This is a genomic window from Burkholderia sp. BC1 (genome assembly GCF_052683555.1).
The window spans coordinates 78,724-94,697 of sequence record NZ_JBQYLP010000005.1; the positions used below are offsets into that span (position 1 = coordinate 78,724).

General features: G+C 67.6%; 18 protein-coding genes. 6 read left to right on the plus strand and 12 right to left on the minus strand.

All coding sequences use genetic code 11. From position 1 onward, the window contains the following. Positions 1-25: 25 nt before the first annotated feature. On the plus strand, positions 26-799 hold the full coding sequence (locus ACSHSS_RS04120; RefSeq protein WP_217060169.1) for a ComF family protein: 774 nt from the start codon (positions 26-28) through the stop codon (positions 797-799). A 110-nt stretch (positions 800-909) separates the two neighbouring features. Beyond that, positions 910-1,380: a tRNA (uridine(34)/cytosine(34)/5-carboxymethylaminomethyluridine(34)-2'-O)-methyltransferase TrmL gene (gene trmL, locus ACSHSS_RS04125; protein WP_006398192.1), complete on the plus strand. Its 471-nt coding sequence runs from the start codon at positions 910-912 to the stop codon at positions 1,378-1,380. Positions 1,381-1,402: 22 nt separating this feature from the next. Here the strand turns inward: trmL and ACSHSS_RS04130 are convergent, their stop codons facing one another. From ACSHSS_RS04130 to ACSHSS_RS04150, 5 genes are all read right to left on the minus strand, one after another. After that, complete coding sequence (locus ACSHSS_RS04130; RefSeq protein WP_006398191.1) at positions 1,403-1,927, minus strand: O-acetyl-ADP-ribose deacetylase; 525 nt, start codon at positions 1,925-1,927, stop codon at positions 1,403-1,405. Between the two features lie 94 nt (positions 1,928-2,021). After that, positions 2,022-3,020 carry an NAD(P)H-dependent glycerol-3-phosphate dehydrogenase gene (locus ACSHSS_RS04135; protein WP_006398190.1) on the minus strand — a complete coding sequence of 333 codons (999 nt, stop codon included), beginning with the start codon at positions 3,018-3,020 and terminating at the stop codon, positions 2,022-2,024. A gap of 26 nt (positions 3,021-3,046) precedes the next feature. Further along, on the minus strand, positions 3,047-3,529 hold the full coding sequence (gene secB / locus ACSHSS_RS04140; protein ID WP_006398189.1) for a protein-export chaperone SecB: 483 nt from the start codon (positions 3,527-3,529) through the stop codon (positions 3,047-3,049). Between the two features lie 101 nt (positions 3,530-3,630). Beyond that, complete coding sequence (gene grxC, locus ACSHSS_RS04145; protein WP_006398188.1) at positions 3,631-3,891, minus strand: glutaredoxin 3; 261 nt, start codon at positions 3,889-3,891, stop codon at positions 3,631-3,633. Next, complete coding sequence (locus ACSHSS_RS04150; protein WP_006398187.1) at positions 3,888-4,310, minus strand: rhodanese-like domain-containing protein; 423 nt, start codon at positions 4,308-4,310, stop codon at positions 3,888-3,890. Before ACSHSS_RS04150 ends, grxC begins: the two co-directional genes overlap by 4 nt. Before the next feature lie 135 nt (positions 4,311-4,445). Between ACSHSS_RS04150 and gpmA the strand changes: the two genes are divergently transcribed. The 3 genes from gpmA (at position 4,446) to ACSHSS_RS04165 (ending at position 7,871) form a co-directional block, all read left to right on the plus strand. Continuing rightward, the gene (gene gpmA / locus ACSHSS_RS04155) at positions 4,446-5,192 is read left to right on the plus strand and encodes a 2,3-diphosphoglycerate-dependent phosphoglycerate mutase (RefSeq protein ID WP_006398185.1); all 747 of its coding nucleotides are present in this window, start codon (positions 4,446-4,448) and stop codon (positions 5,190-5,192) included. A gap of 257 nt (positions 5,193-5,449) precedes the next feature. Beyond that, the gene (locus ACSHSS_RS04160) at positions 5,450-6,997 is read left to right on the plus strand and encodes a S41 family peptidase (protein ID WP_006415073.1); all 1,548 of its coding nucleotides are present in this window, start codon (positions 5,450-5,452) and stop codon (positions 6,995-6,997) included. A 121-nt stretch (positions 6,998-7,118) separates the two neighbouring features. Continuing rightward, entirely contained in the window at positions 7,119-7,871 is a 753-nt protein-coding gene (locus ACSHSS_RS04165) for a HesA/MoeB/ThiF family protein (RefSeq protein WP_105789256.1), read from the plus strand. 52 nt (positions 7,872-7,923) lie between these two features. On the opposite strand, the gene ptsP is transcribed toward ACSHSS_RS04165, so the two are convergent. The 7 genes from ptsP to ACSHSS_RS04200 form a co-directional block, all read right to left on the minus strand. Continuing rightward, on the minus strand, positions 7,924-9,696 hold the full coding sequence (gene ptsP, locus ACSHSS_RS04170; RefSeq protein ID WP_006398182.1) for a phosphoenolpyruvate--protein phosphotransferase: 1,773 nt from the start codon (positions 9,694-9,696) through the stop codon (positions 7,924-7,926). A gap of 202 nt (positions 9,697-9,898) precedes the next feature. Continuing rightward, positions 9,899-10,168 carry an HPr family phosphocarrier protein gene (locus ACSHSS_RS04175; protein ID WP_006398181.1) on the minus strand — a complete coding sequence of 90 codons (270 nt, stop codon included), beginning with the start codon at positions 10,166-10,168 and terminating at the stop codon, positions 9,899-9,901. A 75-nt stretch (positions 10,169-10,243) separates the two neighbouring features. After that, positions 10,244-10,714: a PTS sugar transporter subunit IIA gene (locus tag ACSHSS_RS04180; protein ID WP_006398180.1), complete on the minus strand. Its 471-nt coding sequence runs from the start codon at positions 10,712-10,714 to the stop codon at positions 10,244-10,246. A gap of 230 nt (positions 10,715-10,944) precedes the next feature. After that, a complete protein-coding gene (gene gshB, locus ACSHSS_RS04185) occupies positions 10,945-11,901 on the minus strand; it encodes a glutathione synthase (RefSeq protein ID WP_048805638.1) in 957 nt (318 codons plus the stop codon). Positions 11,902-11,928: 27 nt separating this feature from the next. Further along, positions 11,929-13,218 (minus strand): glutamate--cysteine ligase, encoded by a 1,290-nt coding sequence (gene gshA / locus ACSHSS_RS04190; RefSeq protein WP_006398178.1) that lies wholly within the window; start codon positions 13,216-13,218, stop codon positions 11,929-11,931. A 241-nt stretch (positions 13,219-13,459) separates the two neighbouring features. Further along, positions 13,460-14,962, minus strand: a complete 1,503-nt coding sequence (locus ACSHSS_RS04195; RefSeq protein WP_012212654.1) for an ammonium transporter — start codon at positions 14,960-14,962, stop codon at positions 13,460-13,462. Between the two features lie 32 nt (positions 14,963-14,994). Continuing rightward, positions 14,995-15,333 (minus strand): P-II family nitrogen regulator, encoded by a 339-nt coding sequence (locus ACSHSS_RS04200; protein WP_006398175.1) that lies wholly within the window; start codon positions 15,331-15,333, stop codon positions 14,995-14,997. A gap of 353 nt (positions 15,334-15,686) precedes the next feature. Between ACSHSS_RS04200 and ACSHSS_RS04205 the strand changes: the two genes are divergently transcribed. Beyond that, the gene (locus ACSHSS_RS04205; protein ID WP_006398174.1) at positions 15,687-15,938 is read left to right on the plus strand and encodes an accessory factor UbiK family protein; all 252 of its coding nucleotides are present in this window, start codon (positions 15,687-15,689) and stop codon (positions 15,936-15,938) included. The last annotated feature ends 36 nt before the right edge of the window (positions 15,939-15,974 follow it).

A 15,974-nucleotide genomic window follows, 5' to 3' on the forward strand; every position in this document is an offset into this window, starting at 1 on the left:
AGCCGGGCCGCAAGGAGTGTTCGCGATGGTCCGCCGTTCCGTTCCACATCCGCTGCGCGTCGTTTTGTCGCAGGTCGGTCAGCTCGCCGTGCGCATCGCCGCGGCTGCGCTGCCGAACCGCTGCGCGCTGTGCGGCAATTTGTCACATGCCGTGATATGCGCCGCCTGCGACGCCGCGTACTGGAACGAAGCGCGGCTGCGCTGCGCCGTCTGCGCGATGCCGCTCGGTGCCGGACGGCCGCGTTCGCGCGGCGCGCACGCGTATCGGTGCGACGCGTGCCGCAATGCGGCGCCGCCGTTCGATGCGACGCTCGCGCTCGCCGACTATCGGCCGCCGCTCGACCGGCTCGCGCGCGATCTGAAGTTCCATGCACGGCTCGCGCTCGGCACGGAATTCGCGGCGCGGCTCGCGCGGCTGATCGACGACACGCCCGGCGCCGGCACGATCGACGTCGTCGCGCCGGTGCCGCTGTCGCGCAGCCGGCTCGTGCGGCGCGGCTACAACCAGGCCTGGGCGATCGCGCGGCCGCTCGCGCGGCGGCTCGGCGTGCGCGCCGACGCCGCGCTGCTCGTGCGTGTGGCCGACACCGCGCCGCAGTCGCGGCTCGACCGGCGCGCGCGGCGCGACAATGTCGCCGCCGCGTTCGCGGTCTGCGGCGATGTCGCGGGCCGCCACGTCGCGCTCGTCGACGACGTGATGACGTCCGGCGCGACGCTCGCGGCGAGCGCCCACGCGCTGAAGGCCGCCGGCGCCGCGCGCGTGACGAATCTGGTCGCGTTGCGCACGGCGCGAGATTGACTGGATTGCAGATACGAATGCCGCCCGCCTCACGCGCGGGCGGCCGTGATGAACCGGCCGTATGGCGCGGGCGTACGCGCCCGGGCCGTACGGCACAGCCGAACCCGAACATGTTCAACGTCGTCCTCGTCGCTCCCGAAATTCCGCCGAACACCGGCAACGTGATCCGTCTGTGCGCCAATACGGGCGCGCGCCTGCATCTGATCGAGCCGCTCGGCTTCCCGCTCGACGACGCGAAAATGCGCCGCGCGGGGCTCGACTATCACGAATACGCGCAGATGCGCGTCCACCGCGACTGGGACGCGTTCGTCGCGGCCGAATCGCCCGATCCCGCACGGATCTTCGCGTTCACGACGCGCGGTTCGAGCCGCTTCCACGATCGCGCGTTCCTGCCGGGCGACTGGTTCGTGTTCGGTTCGGAAACGCGCGGGCTGCCGGCCGAACTGCTCGAGCGCTTCCCCGCCGAGCAACGCGTGCGGCTGCCGATGCGGCCGGGCAACCGCAGCATGAACCTGTCGAATACGGTCGCCGTGGTCGTGTTCGAAGCTTGGCGCCAGGCCGGCTTCGAAGGCGGCGCATGACGCGGCGCGCGCGCGGGCGCCGCTACGCGCGTGCGAGCCGTGCGCGATACAGGTCGTAAATGTCGGGAGAAAAGCACGCGAATATCACGCGCGTGATGCCGGGCGCCTGCGGCAGCATCTCGACGACCGTGCCGACCGCGATGTCGACCGCGCGGTCGGCCGGATAGCGGTAGATCCCGCAGCTGATCGCCGGAAACGCGATCGACGTGGCGCCCGCTTCGTCGGCCAGCTCGATCGCGCGCCGGTAGCACGATGCGAGCAGACGCGGCTCGCCGCGATCGCCGCCGTGCCATACGGGCCCGACCGCGTGGATCACGTAGCGCGCCGGCAGCCGATGTCCGCGCGTGAGTTTCGCATCGCCGGTATCGCAGCCGCCGAGCGTGCGGCATTCGGCGAGCAGGCCCGGGCCGGCCGCCCGATGGATGGCGCCGTCGACGCCGCCGCCACCGAGCAGCGAGCCGTTCGCGGCATTGACGATCGCGTCGACCTCGAGCGTCGTAATGTCGACGCATTGCGCGTCGAGCGTGGTGGAACCGATCTGCAGCATGACACCCTCCCGAAAACGCCGAAGACGGTTCAAGCGTAGTGCGCATTCGCGCGCCGTGCGCCAATGCGCGTCGGCGCGCGTTGCGCCGTAGACATTACTCGGCGCGCGCGTCCCGCCGCAGCAGCCCGCTGACCGCGTCGCGCGGCGCGACGCCGTCGAACAGCACGCCGCAGACGGCTTCGGTGATCGGCATTTCGATCGACTGCGCACGCGCGAGCGCGAGCACGGCCTGCGCGCACCGTACGCCTTCGGCGACGTGGCCGAGTGCACCGAGGATGTCGCTCAGCGAGCGCCCGGCGGCCAGCTGCAGCCCGACCGTGCGGTTGCGGGACAGGTCGCCGGTCGCGGTCAGGATCAGATCGCCGAGGCCCGTGAGCCCCGTGAAGGTTTCGGTGCGCCCGCCGAGCGCCGCGCCGAGCCGCGACATTTCGGCGAGGCCGCGCGTGATCAGCGCCGCGCGCGCGTTCAGCCCGAGACCGAGGCCGTCCGCGATGCCGGTCGCGATCGCAAGCACGTTCTTCACCGCGCCGCCGACCTCGACGCCGATCACGTCGTCGCCTGTATAGATACGCATCGCGCCGTGGTGGAACGCGGCCAGCGTGCGGTCGCGACACGCGGCCGACGCACTCGCGACCGTCAGCGCGACCGGCAGCCCCTGCCCGACCTCGCGCGCGAAGCTCGGCCCCGACAGCACGCCGTTGCTGAGCTGCTCGGGCAGTTCGGCCGCGATCACCTGATGCGGCAGCAGATGCGTGTCGGCCTCGAAGCCCTTGCACACCCACACGATGTGCGCCGGCACGCAGCCGGCATCGCGCATCGCGCGGCACAGCGTGCGCAGCCCCGCAACCGGCGCGGCGATCACGCATAGCGCGTCGTCCGCGGCGCCGTGCGCGAGCGCGGCACCGAGATCGGCGTCGTAGCGCAGCGCATCGGGCAGCGCGATGCCGTCCAGATAGCGGGAATTTTCGTGCCGGGCCTGCAGCCCGGCGATCAGCGCGGCGTCGCGCGCCCAGAGAAGCGTGTCGTGCCGCGCGGCCAGATGGCCCGCAAGCGCGGTGCCCCAGGCGCCGGCGCCGAGGACGGCTACTTTCATACCCAGCACCGGTCGGTCGTGGCGTGTCAGTTCAGCGCGGTGCCGTTCGGTGCGCCCGCGGCGCCGGCCTGCTGCTGCTGAAGCTGGGCGAGACGCTGCTCGTACAGCGCCTGGAAGTTGATCTCCGCGAGGTGGATCGGCGGGAAGCCCGCACGCGTGATCGCGTCGGCGATGTTCGAACGCAGATACGGGAACAGGATCGTCGGGCAGGCGATGCCGACGAGCGGGTCGAGCTGTTCGTCCGGGATGTTGCGAATGTCGAAAATGCCGGCCTGCTTCGCCTCGATCAGGAACGCGACCTTGTCCTTCACCTTCGCGGTGACGGTACCCGACACGACGACTTCGAACACGCTCTCCGCCAGGCGCTCGGCCTTCACGTCGACTTCGACTTCGACGGACGGCATGTCCTGCTCGAGGAAGATCGCCGGCGAATTCGGCTGCTCGAGCGACATATCCTTCAGGTAGACGCGCTGGATATTGAAGAACGGTTGGTTTTCGACGTCGGACATGGTGTTTCCCTAAAAGTGGTAACGGGCCGCACGGCGCATGCCGGCAGCCCCGGATGGATCCTGCGCGGGCCGCGGCGCAGCCGGCGGCCATTCTGCCCTAATCAGGCCGCTTGCAGAAGCGGCACGAGGCCGCCTTCGCGGTCGAGCTTCGACAGATCGTCGTAACCGCCGACGTGCGTCTCGCCGATGTAGATCTGCGGCACCGTGCGGCGGCCCGTGCGGGCCATCATTTCCTCGCGGCGCGCCGGGTCGCGGTCGATCAGCACCTTCTCGATCTGCTCGACGCCGCGCAGTTTCAGCAGGCGCTCGGCCTGCATGCAATACGGACACACTTGCGTGCTGTACATCAGAACCTTGTTCACTTCGCCACTCCTTGTTTGACGACCGGCATGCCGGCCTGCTGCCAGGCGGCGACGCCGCCGTCGAGCACATGCACTTCGGCGTAGCCCGCCGCCTGCACTTCGCGCGCGGCCTTCTGCGACTGCTGGCCGTTCTGGCAGACGAGCAGCACCGGCGTGCTCTTGTTCTTCGCGACTTGCGCAATTTTCGCGCCGAGCTCGCCGGCCGCGACCTGGCGCGCGGACGGCAGGTGGCCGGCCGCGAATTCGGCCGGCGCGCGCAGGTCGATCACGACCGCGTTGCGGCGGTTGATGAGCTGCGTCGCCTCGGCAGCCGACACCCCGCCGCGGCCGCGGCGCAGCGCGGGCCACGCGAGCAGGCCGCCGGAGACGAGCAGGATCGCGATGAGGGCCAGGTTCGTGTAATCGGTAAAGAACGTCACGGAATTCCACCGAAAAAAGAGAAATCGGAAAAGGGCAATCCCGCCATTATAAAATAACCGTCTTGCGCGATGGCGGACCCGGCTGCGGGCCCCGCGCGACGCGCACCGCTTCCTTCACTACCGACCGCAAGATCCATGTACAAACTCGTTCTCATCCGCCACGGCGAATCGACGTGGAACAAGGAAAACCGCTTCACCGGCTGGGTCGACGTCGACCTCACCGAACAGGGTCGCAACGAGGCCTACCAGGCCGGCGAACTGCTCAAGGAAGCCGGCTACACGTTCGACATCGCGTACACGTCGGTGCTCAAGCGCGCGATCCGCACGCTGTGGCACGTGCAGGACCGGATGGATCTCATGTATCTGCCGGTCGTCCATTCGTGGCGGCTGAACGAGCGCCACTACGGGGCGCTGTCGGGCCTGAACAAGGCCGAAACGGCCGCGAAGTTCGGCGACGACCAGGTGCTCGTCTGGCGCCGCAGCTACGACACGCCGCCGCCCGCGCTCGAGCCGACCGACGAGCGCGCGCCGTACAACGATCCGCGCTACGCGAAGGTGCCGCGCGAGCAGCTGCCGCTCACCGAGTGCCTGAAGGACACGGTCGCCCGCGTGCTGCCGCTCTGGAACGAGTCGATCGCGCCGGCGATCCGTGCGGGCAAGCAGGTGCTGATCGCCGCGCACGGCAATTCGCTGCGCGCGCTCATCAAGTACCTCGACGGCATCTCGGACAGCGACATCGTCGGCCTGAACATCCCGAACGGCGTGCCGCTCGTCTACGAACTCGACGAGAACCTGAAGCCGATCAAGCACTATTACCTCGGCGACCAGGAAGCGATCGCGAAGGCGCAGGCCGCGGTCGCGAAGCAGGGCAAGGCGGGCTGACGCCCGTCGCGTCGCGCCGGCCTCCCCGGCGCGGCGTTTCACGGCCGCGCGAACCTTCGCGGGCCGCGCGCTGTCGAATCCGCTTTCGAAGCCGTCGCGCGCGCTACCCGTGCGCGCGGCCGGCGCGAGCTGCCCGGCCAGCCGTCCGAGCCCCGAGCCGTTTCGCGCCGTTCCCCCTGACCTGTCGGACGAACAGTTATACTTGTCCGCTACATCCCCGCTACCGCCACGCGCTTCCCGACCGCACCAGACTCTCTATGCGAATCAAATTGAAGAACATCGGCCTGATTGCCGCGGGCCTCGCCACTGGCGTGTTCGCCACGCTGCAGATTTCCGCATCGGCCGAGCAGACCGTCACGGCGCCGCTTCCCCTCGACCAGCTCCGCCTGTTCGCGGAAGTCTTCGGCCAGATCAAGCGCGAGTACGTCGAGCCGGTCGACGACAAGAAGCTGCTGACGGCGGCGATCAAGGGCATGGTGTCGAGCCTCGACCCGCACTCGTCGTTCCTCGACAAGACCGACTATGACGAGCTGCAGGAGCAGACGAAGGGCCGCTTCGCCGGTCTCGGCATCGAGATCTCGCAGGAAGACGGGCTCGTCAAGGTGATCTCGCCGATCGAAGACACGCCTGCATTCCGCGCCGGCATCCGTCCGGGAGACCTGATCACGCGCATCAACGACAAGCCGGTGCGCGGCATGACGCTCGACAAGGCCGTCAAGCAGATGCGCGGCGAGCCGGGCACGAAGGTCACGCTGACGATCTTCCGCAAGAGCGACGACCGCACGTTCCCGGTCACGGTCACGCGCGCGATCATCAAGGTTCAGAGCGTCAAGATGAAGATGCTCGATCCGGGTTACGCGTACATCCGCATCACGAGCTTCCAGGAGCGCACGACGCCCGATCTCGCCGCGAAGCTGCAGGACATCGCGCGCCAGCAGCCGAACCTGAAGGGCCTGATCCTCGACCTGCGCAACAACGGCGGCGGCCTGCTGCAGAGCGCGGTCGGCGTCGCCGGCGCGTTCCTGCCGCCCGACTCCGTCGTCGTGTCGACCAACGGCCAGATTCCGGATTCGAAGCAGGTCTATCGCGACACCTACGACAACTACCGGCTGCCGTCCTTCGACGGCGATCCGCTGAAGAGCCTGCCGCCGATCTTCAAGACGGTGCCGATGGTCGTGCTGACGAACGCGTATTCGGCGTCCGCGTCGGAAATCGTCGCCGGCGCGCTGCAGGATTCGAAGCGCGCGCTGATCATGGGCAAGACGACGTTCGGCAAGGGCTCGGTGCAGACGGTCCGCCCGATGACGGCCGACACCGCGCTGCGCCTGACCACGGCGTACTACTACACGCCGAGCGGCCGTTCGATCCAGAACAAGGGCATCACGCCCGATCTGCCGGTCGATCAGTACGCCGACGGCGATCCGGACGACGTGCTCGTCACGCGCGAAGTCGACTATTCGAACCACCTCGCGAACACGCAGGATCCGAACGAGAAGAAGGAACAGGAAGAGCGCGAGCAGCGCCGCATGGATCAGCTGCGCATCCTCGAGGAGCAGAACGACAAGAAGACGCCGGAGCAGCGCCAGAAGGATCGCGATCGCAAGCCAATCGAGTTCGGCAGCGCCGACGACTTCATGATGCAGCAGGCGCTCAACAAGCTCGAAGGCAAGCCGGTCCAGGAATCGAAGTCGCTGCTCGCCGAGAGCACGAAGACCGCGGCGGGCAAGCCGGCTGCGGCAGCCAAGGCATCGGGCGCCGCCGCGAAGCCGGCCGCCGCACCGAAGCCCGCGTCGGCGCCGCAGTAAGCGTCGGCCGACATCGGACGGGCCATCGCGGGAAGACCGCGATGGCCCGTTTTTCATGCGCGCCTAGAATAGACCGGTACGCCCGCGCCCGCTCGCGCGGCGGCATCGCTGACGACACACCATGAACGACGATCAACTCCTTCGCTATTCCCGCCACATCCTCGTCGACGAAATCGGCATCGAGGCGCAGCAGCGCTTTCTCGACGCGCATGCGATCGTCGTGGGCGCCGGCGGCCTCGGCTCGCCCGCGGCGATGTATCTGGCGGCGTCGGGCGTCGGCACGATCACGCTCGTCGACGCCGACACGGTCGATCTGACGAACCTGCAGCGGCAGATCCTGCACGCCACCGCGTCGGTGGGCCGCAGCAAGGTCGAATCGGCACGCGACACGCTCGCGCGGCTGAACCCGGACGTCGTCGTGCAGGCGGTCGCGCAGCGCGTCGACGACGCATGGCTCGACGCGCACGTGCCGAACGCGACGGTCGTGCTCGACTGCACCGACAACTTCGCGACGCGCCATGCGATCAACCGCGCCTGCGTCGCGCACGGCGTGCCGCTCGTATCGGGCGCCGCGCTGCGCTTCGACGGGCAGATCAGCACGTTCGACTTCCGCGATGCGGCCGCGCCCTGCTACGCGTGCGTGTTTCCGGAGGATCAGCCGTTCGAGGAAGTCGCGTGCGCGACGATGGGCGTGTTCGCGCCGACGGTCGGCATCATCGGCGCGATGCAGGCCGCCGAAGCGCTACGCGTGATCGGCGCGATCGGCACGACGCTGAACGGCCGGCTGATGATGCTCGATTCGCTGCGCATGGAATGGACGACGATGAAGATCGCGCGCCAGCCCGACTGCCCGGTATGCGGCAAGCGGCACTGACGCGCTTGTGCGCGCACCGATCGTCATGATCGTCGAGGACTAGTCGTCGCGATTATGCAGCGGCGTCCGCACGCGGTTCGGCGACTGCGAGGCGCTTCAACGCCGCCTGCACTTCCTCGGGCTCGAATGCGGCGAGCACGTCGGCCGTCGGCTTTTCGAGCGACTTCAGATGCGCGCGCAGGATCTCCTGCTTCACGACGAGCAACTGGCTCGGATGCATCGAGAATTCGGTGAGCCCCATGCCGAGCAATAGCCGCGTGAGCGCCGGGTCGCCTGCCATTTCGCCGCACACCGACACCGGCACGCCCGCGCGCTTCGCTTCGCGCAGCGTGTAGGCGATCAGGTGCAGCACGGCCGGATGCAGCGGATCGTACAGATGCGCGACCGCGTTGTCGGCGCGGTCGATCGCGAGCGTGTACTGGATCAGGTCGTTCGTGCCGATCGACAGGAAATCGAAGCGCTTCAGGAACAGCGGCAGCGCGATCGCGGCGGCCGGAATCTCGATCATCGCGCCGACGCGCACGTTCGGATCGTACGCGAGCCCCGCGTCGTCGAGCTGGCGCTTCGCTTCGCGAATCAGGTCGAGCGTCTGGTCGATCTCCTGCGCATGCGCGAGCATCGGGATCAGGATCTTCACCTGACCGAACGCCGACGCGCGCAGGATCGCGCGCAACTGCGTGAGGAACATCTGCGGCTCGGACAGGCTCCAGCGAATCGCGCGCAGCCCGAGCGCCGGGTTCGGCGCGGTTTCGTAGCCTTCGTCGAGCGCTTCGAGAGGCTTGTCCGCGCCGACGTCGATCGTGCGGATCGTGACGGGCATGCCCTTCATCCACTCGACCGCACGCTTGTACGCGGCGAACTGCTCCTCCTCTTCCGGCATCTCCTTCTGATGCATGAACAGGAATTCGGAGCGAAACAGCCCGACGCCGACGGCGCCCGCATCGACCGCCGCCTTCGCGTCGTCGGGCAGCTCGATGTTCGCGTACAGCGCGATCGGCGTGCCGCACAAGGTCTGCGTCGGCGAGAACTTCAGGCGCTGCAGCTTGCGCTGCTCGAGCAGCTTCTCCGACTGGCGGTACGAGTATTCCTCGAGCACGATCGGCGCCGGATCGACGATCACGATGCCCTGATCGCCGTCGACGATGATGAGATCGTCCTGACGGATCAGCGCGCTCGCGTGCTGCACGCCGACCGCGGCCGGAATGCCGAGGCTGCGCGCGACGATCGCCGTATGCGACGTGCGGCCGCCGAGATCGGTGACGAACGCCTGGAACGACTGCGTCTTGAACTGCATCATGTCGGCCGGCGCGATGTCGTGCGCGACGACGATCATCTCGCTCGTGCCGTTCGCCGCTGCGCCGTCGAGCGCCTGGGCGGCCGACGGTGCGCCCGCGAGCGCCTTCAGCACGCGCTCGACCACTTGCTCGATGTCGGCCTTGCGCTCGCGCAGGTATTCGTCCTCGATGTCGTCGAAGTGGCGCGTGAGCAGATCGAGCTGTTCGGTCAGCGCCCATTCGACGTTGTAGCGGCGCGTGCGGATCAGGTCGATCGTTTCCTGGACGAGCATCGCGTCGCCGAGGATCATCGCGTGCACGTCGATGAATGCGCCGACTTCGGACGGCGTGTCGTCGGTCAGGTCGGCGCGCAGTGCTTCGAGCTCGCGATGCACGGCATCGAGCGCCGTGCGAAAGCGCTCGACCTCGGCGTCGATCCGGTTCGCCTCGATCAGGTAATGGGCGACGTCGAGCGCCGCCGGCGCGATCAGATACGCTCGCCCGATCGCGATACCACGTGAGACGGGAATGCCATGCAGCGTGAAGGACACGCGCACCTCCTCTGTACATGAAAAGCCGCGGCACACTGCTGCGATGCGCTTATGACCCCGGATAGCGATTATAAATTCCGCGCGTGTCCGCTGACTGCATGCAGCGCAGCATTGCGCGTTTCGCATCAATGCTGCCGGCGAAAAAAAAGCCGCGGAATCCGCGGCATTCTGACTGGAATCGGAAACGATCCCGTGCGTCGGTTTACTGGCCTTCGCCGAACTTGTCGGCGATCAGCTTCAGCAGCGCATCCATCGCTTCCTTCTCGTCGGGGCCGTCGGTCTCGATCGTGATCGTGCTGCCGATGCCGGCCGCGAGCATCATCACGCCCATGATGCTCTTCGCATTGATCTTGCGCCCGTTGCGCGACATCCAGACTTCCGACTGGAAATTGCCGGCCAGTTGCGTGAGCTTGGCCGATGCGCGTGCATGGAGCCCCAGTTTGTTGACGATGGTGGTTTCTTGTTGAAGCATGATGATCGGTCGGGTCGGTCGAGGCCGCCGGCGGCGCACGCCGGCTGCACGGTCTAAAACGAAAGCGGATAACGGTCAGTGCGATTCGGTGCGCGGCTGCGGCTCCGGCGGAATCGGCGCGCACTGCCCGCAACCGACTTCCGACGGCGGCGGCGGCGTGCCGGCCGCCACCTCGTGTACGCCCTTCGCGCCGCCGGACAGCGCCTTGTCGACGAGCTTGTCGAGCGGCATCGTCCGATAGCACACGGCGCGCACCAGCATCGGCAGGTTCACGCCCGCGAGCACGCGCACGTCGGCGATCTTCGCGAGCTGGCCCGCGATGTTCGCCGGCGTCGCGCCGTACATGTCGGTCAGCACGACCGCGCCGTTCTCTTCCTTCAGGCGCGCAAGCTCCGCATGCGCGAACGCCATCACCTGGGCGGGATCGCTGTCCGCCTGCACGTCGATGCAGCCGATGCGGGCGGGCACGCCGCCGTAGATGTGCGCGATGCAGTCCCGCAGCGCGGTGGCGAGCGGGGCGTGCGCGATGATCAGAATCCCGGCCATGTCAGACCGCTCCCGGCCGCCCCTGGCGGACCGACAGCCCGCGGCGGGGCAGCGGGCGTAGCGAATGAGGGGATCGTTTCATGTTCAGCCTTGCAACAGTGTCGGCCCGACCGCCGGGCCTTCGGCGCGCCGATCGCGGCGCCGGACGAGCGGGCATTGTAGCAGGCCGGTCATGCCGATCCGGCGGCGGCGGGCCTGCGCGGCCGCCGCCGGTGTGACGCGGCGGGTGCCTACGCGGCCGCCCGCTCCAGCGCGTCGATGAACATCGCGGCGACGTCGAAGCCCGTCTGCTCCATGATTTCGCGGAAGCAGGTCGGGCTCGTCACGTTCACCTCCGTGAGCCAGTCGCCGATCGCGTCGAGGCCGACGAGCAGCAGCCCGCGCGCGGCGAGCACCGGGCCCAGCGTCTCGGCGATCTCGCGGTCGCGCGGCGTCAGCGGCTGCGCGACGCCAAGGCCGCCGGCCGCGAGATTGCCGCGCACCTCGCTGCCCTGCGGAATCCGCGCCAGCGAATACGGCACCGGCTCGCCGCCGATCAGCAGAATGCGCTTGTCGCCGGCCTTGATCTCGGGAATGAACTTCTGCGCCATCACCGAGCGCGTGCCGTCGTGGCTCAGCATCTCGATGATCGAACCGAGGTTCATGCCGTCCGGCTTCACGCGGAACACGCCCATGCCGCCCATCCCGTCGAGCGGCTTCAGGATCACGTCGCCGTGCTCGGCATGGAATGCGCGCAGCCGTTTCGCGTCGCGCGTGACGAGCGTCGGCGCGACGAACTGCGGGAACTCGCCGATCGCGAGCTTTTCCGAATGGTCGCGGATCGACTGCGCGCGGTTGAACACGCGCGCGCCCGCGCGCTCGGCCAGTTCGAGCAGCCACGTCGACGTCACGTATTCCATGTCGAACGGCGGATCCTTGCGCATCAGCACCGCGCCGAACGACTCGAGGCGCCGCGCGTCGACGGGCCCCGCCTCGTACCAGGTCTCGCGATGCAAATCGTCCAGTTCGCCGACGAACGTGATGCGCCGCACGTCGGCCTCGACCGCCGAGCCCGTCCAGGCGAGCTCGCGCGGCTCGCACGCGTAGATCGCATGGCCGCGCCGCGCGGCCTCGGCCATCATCGCGTAGGTCGAATCCTTGTAGATCTTGAAGCGCTCGAGCGGGTCGGCGATAAAGAGAATGTCCATGCGGGTCCTGTACGTAGCGAAGCCCGGTTACACCTGAATGGCTTCGGGATCGGTCTTTTCGAGTTCGATCGACGATGCGATCAGCGACAGGCGCGCGACGACGCCGTACATGTAAAAACGGTTCGGCGGCGCGGCGCCGGGCTTCGCGCCGGCATCGGGCAGCGCGGTGTGCTCGAAGCCGAGCGGCACGTAGTGCATGCCCGGTGCGTTCAGGTTCTGGTCGCGCTCGCGGCCGCCGTGCGTGCGATAGAAGCCGCCGACGACGTAGCGGTCGATCATGTAGACGACGGGCTCCGCAACTTCGTCGCCGACGCGCTCGAACGTATACACGCCTTCCTGCACGATCACGTCGCGCACCGCGAGGCCGGCCTTCGACTCGGCCATCTGCGCGCGTTCGGCCTTCGACATCCGGCCGATCTCGGCCGCATCGTGCACGGTCATCACGCCGCGCCCGGCGGTGCCCGCATCGGCCTTCACGACGACGTACGGCTTTTCGCTGATGCCGTATTCGCGATACTTGCGCGCGATCTTCTTCAACACGCCGTCGATCGCGTCGGCGAGCGCCTGCTCGCCTTCATGCGCCTGCCAGTCGACGCCTTCGACGTGCGCGAAATACGGATTCACCATCCACGGATCGACGCCGACCATCTTCGCGAACTTCTTCGCGACGTCGTCGTAGCACGAGAAGTGCGTCGACTTGCGGCGCACGGCCCAGCCCGCATGCAGCGGCGGCAGCAGATACTGCTCGTGCAGGTTTTCGAGCACCGACGGAATGCCGGCCGACAAGTCGTTGTTCAGCAGGATCGAGCACGGATCGAAGTTCTTCAGGCCGAGACGGCGCTGCGAACGCTCGAGCGGTTCGAGCACGATCTTCTGGCCGTCGGCCAGCGTGATCGGCGTGATGTCGGTGATGCTCGGATCGAGCGAGCCGAAACGGACGTTCAGGCCGGCCTGGCGCATGATCGTCGCGAGCCGCGCGACGTTTTCCAGATAGAACGCGTTGCGCGTCGGCAGCTCGGGAATCACGAGCAGGTTTTTCGCGTCCGGGCAGATCTTCTCGATCGCGGCCATCGCCGCCTGCACGGCAAGCGGCAGCACTTCGGACGGCAGATTGTTGAACGCGCCGGGGAACAGGTTCGCGTCGACGGGCGCCAGCTTGAAGCCGGCGTTGCGCAGGTCCACCGAACAATAGAACGGCGGCGTATGTTCCTGCCATTCGAGCCTGAACCAGCGTTCGATCGCAGGCGTCGCGTCGAGGATCTTCTGCTCGAGCTCGAGCAGCGGACCGTTCAACGCGGTAACGAGGTGGGGAACCATGAATCACTCGCGAGCGGGAGAATGAAGATTGTAGAGCAATTGCCTTGCCCATTTGGGGATTGCGCCCGCTTTCACAAGGATTTGGAGAAAGTTTGTCGCTATTGACCCGATAGTGTGAAGGGTTATCCGTCCCGTTCGCGACCGTGCGGAGAAAAAAAGCCCGCCGGAAGGCGGGCCGAAGTCGCTGCGCTCATCGTGTGCGGCGGGCCGCCGTCGCGGCGCCCCGCCGGATTGGGTGCGCTTATTCGACGTGTTCGCCGTGCAGGATCACGTCGAGGCCTTCGCGCTCTTCCTCTTCGGTCACGCGCAGGCCGATCGTCAGGTCGATCAGCTTCAGCAGCACGAAGCTCAGCACGCCGCTGTAGACGAGCGTGATCAGCACGCCCTTCGCCTGCAGCAGCAGGCTGCCGTCGAAGCCGCCGATGTCCTTGACCGCGAACACGCCCGTCAGCAGTGCGCCGAGAATCCCGCCCACGCCGTGCACGCCGAACGCGTCGAGCGAATCGTCGTAGCCGAGCTTCGACTTCAGCCAGGTCGCCGACCAGAAGCAGACGACGCCCGCGGCGATGCCGATCACGAGTGCACCCGCCACGCCGACGAAGCCGGCCGCCGGCGTGATCGCGACGAGCCCCGCGACCGCGCCCGACACGATGCCGAGCACCGAAGGTTTACCCTTCGCGATCCATTCGGCAAACATCCAGCCGAGCGCCGCGCACGCCGTTGCGACCTGCGTCGTCAGCATCGCGAAGCCGGCACGGCCGTCGGCGGCAACCGCCGAGCCCGCGTTGAAACCGAACCAGCCGACCCACAGCATCGAGCCGCCGATCATCGTCAGCACCAGGTTGTGCGGCGCCATCGATTCGCGGCCGTAGCCGACGCGCTTGCCGAGCACGAGGCACGACATCAGGCCCGCGATACCGGCGTTGATGTGCACCACGGTGCCGCCCGCGAAGTCGAGCACGCCGTCGGCCGACAGCCAGCCGGTCGGCTCCCACACCATGTGTGCGATCGGCACATAGACGATCAGCGACCAGAGCGTCATGAACACGAGCATCGCCGAGAACTTCATGCGGTCCGCGAATGCGCCGCAGATCAGCGCCGGCGTGATGATCGCGAAGGTCATCTGGTAGACGAAATAGACCGATTCCGGGATCGTCGACGCGAGGTGGCTGACGGTCAGCGTCGTCGCCTTGTCGCCCTTGATGTAGTTCATCCCGTGCAGGAACACGCGCGACAGGCCGCCGATGAAGCCGTTGCCTGGCGTGAACGCGAGGCTGTAGCCGATGACGGTCCACAGCACCGTGATCAGCGCGGTGATCGCGAAGCTCTGCATCACGGTCGCCAGCACGTTCTTCTTGCGCACCATGCCCGCGTAGAACAGCGCGAGGCCGGGGATCGTCATGAACAGCACGAGTGCGGTGGAGGTCAGCATCCACGCGGTGTCGCCCGCGCTGATCTTCGACGAATCGACCGAGAACGGCGCGGTCGGCGCCGCGGGAGCGGCGGCGGCCGATGCATCGGCCGGAGCCGAAGCGGCGGCCGAAGCCGGCGCGGCTGCGGCGGCGGACGCGTCGGGCGCGGCGGAGGCCGTGGCCGCGGGTGCGGCGGCAGCCGACGCATCGGGCGCCGAAGCGGCGGGCGCGGAAGCAGCCGCAGCGGACGCCGCGTCGTCCGCGAGCGCGGGGCCGACACCGGCCGCGATCAGCGAGCCGGCCATCAGCAGGGACATCAGAACTTTGCGCATCTTAGGTTTCCTCTTGTCGCTCGTCTTGTTTGTTACAGCGCGTCGGCGCCCGTCTCGCCGGTGCGAATCCGGATCACCTGCTCGATCGGCGTGACGAAGATCTTCCCGTCGCCGATCTTGCCGGTGCGCGCCGCGCGCTCGATCGCCTCGACGGCCTGGTCGACCAGATCGTCGGACACGGCCGCCTCGATCTTCATCTTCGGCAGAAAATCGACCACGTATTCGGCGCCGCGATACAGCTCGGTGTGCCCCTTCTGGCGCCCGAACCCCTTGACCTCGGTCACCGTGATGCCCGAGACGCCGAGGGCCGACAGCGCCTCGCGCGTCTCATCGAGCTTGAACGGCTTGATGATTGCGGTAATGAGTTTCATGAAGTCCTCTCGCTGGTTTCCCGTCGAATGATTTGGATGCTTGGCGCGTTCTCCTCAGCAACTCGCATGCCATGTGCACGCGAACGCCGTCGCAGGCGGTTTCGAACGAGGGTCGTATCGAACGGCGAAAGGCGCGCAAAGCCCGGCCGAACGGCCAACATCGGCCGGCTTTGCTGGCGCCGTGAAAGGATCGTTGCTAGAGTGCAGGCACGTTCCGGCTCACCGGAGCTTTCACCCATGCGGGCGCCATGCCCGGAATCCGCGCGACGGGCGCACCAATTCCGGTCATGCGTGCATCATGGGCACGTACGCAACTGAAGATGCACATTTTTTGTGCAAGGAAGGGGAATCACATGAAGCAACCCAGCGACGTTTTCAACGATCTGCAGTCGCGCGTCAGCGACCTGCTGAAAAACTCGCCGGCCAAGGACGTCGAGCGCAACGTGAAGGCCATGCTGTCGCAAGGCTTCTCGAAGCTCGATCTCGTCACGCGCGAAGAATTCGACACGCAGGCCCAGGTGCTCGCCCGCACCCGCGTGCGTCTCGAGGAGCTCGAAAAGCGCGTCGCGGAACTCGAGCAGAAACTCGCCGCGTCCCAGGCCTGACACCCCACCCCGACCGACAGGTCCGGGCGCGGGCCG

Coding starts and splice junctions, on each gene's coding strand:
- ACSHSS_RS04120 (WP_217060169.1), top strand. CDS start 26: ATGGTCCGCCGTTCCGTTCCACATCCGCTGCGCGTCGTTTTGTCGCAG.
- trmL (WP_006398192.1), top strand. CDS start 910: ATGTTCAACGTCGTCCTCGTCGCTCCCGAAATTCCGCCGAACACCGGC.
- ACSHSS_RS04130 (WP_006398191.1), bottom strand. CDS start 1,927: ATGCTGCAGATCGGTTCCACCACGCTCGACGCGCAATGCGTCGACATT.
- ACSHSS_RS04135 (WP_006398190.1), bottom strand. CDS start 3,020: ATGAAAGTAGCCGTCCTCGGCGCCGGCGCCTGGGGCACCGCGCTTGCG.
- secB (WP_006398189.1), bottom strand. CDS start 3,529: ATGTCCGACGTCGAAAACCAACCGTTCTTCAATATCCAGCGCGTCTAC.
- gpmA (WP_006398185.1), top strand. CDS start 4,446: ATGTACAAACTCGTTCTCATCCGCCACGGCGAATCGACGTGGAACAAG.
- ACSHSS_RS04160 (WP_006415073.1), top strand. CDS start 5,450: ATGCGAATCAAATTGAAGAACATCGGCCTGATTGCCGCGGGCCTCGCC.
- ACSHSS_RS04165 (WP_105789256.1), top strand. CDS start 7,119: ATGAACGACGATCAACTCCTTCGCTATTCCCGCCACATCCTCGTCGAC.
- ACSHSS_RS04175 (WP_006398181.1), bottom strand. CDS start 10,168: ATGCTTCAACAAGAAACCACCATCGTCAACAAACTGGGGCTCCATGCA.
- ACSHSS_RS04180 (WP_006398180.1), bottom strand. CDS start 10,714: ATGGCCGGGATTCTGATCATCGCGCACGCCCCGCTCGCCACCGCGCTG.
- gshB (WP_048805638.1), bottom strand. CDS start 11,901: ATGGACATTCTCTTTATCGCCGACCCGCTCGAGCGCTTCAAGATCTAC.
- gshA (WP_006398178.1), bottom strand. CDS start 13,218: ATGGTTCCCCACCTCGTTACCGCGTTGAACGGTCCGCTGCTCGAGCTC.
- ACSHSS_RS04195 (WP_012212654.1), bottom strand. CDS start 14,962: ATGCGCAAAGTTCTGATGTCCCTGCTGATGGCCGGCTCGCTGATCGCG.
- ACSHSS_RS04200 (WP_006398175.1), bottom strand. CDS start 15,333: ATGAAACTCATTACCGCAATCATCAAGCCGTTCAAGCTCGATGAGACG.
- ACSHSS_RS04205 (WP_006398174.1), top strand. CDS start 15,687: ATGAAGCAACCCAGCGACGTTTTCAACGATCTGCAGTCGCGCGTCAGC.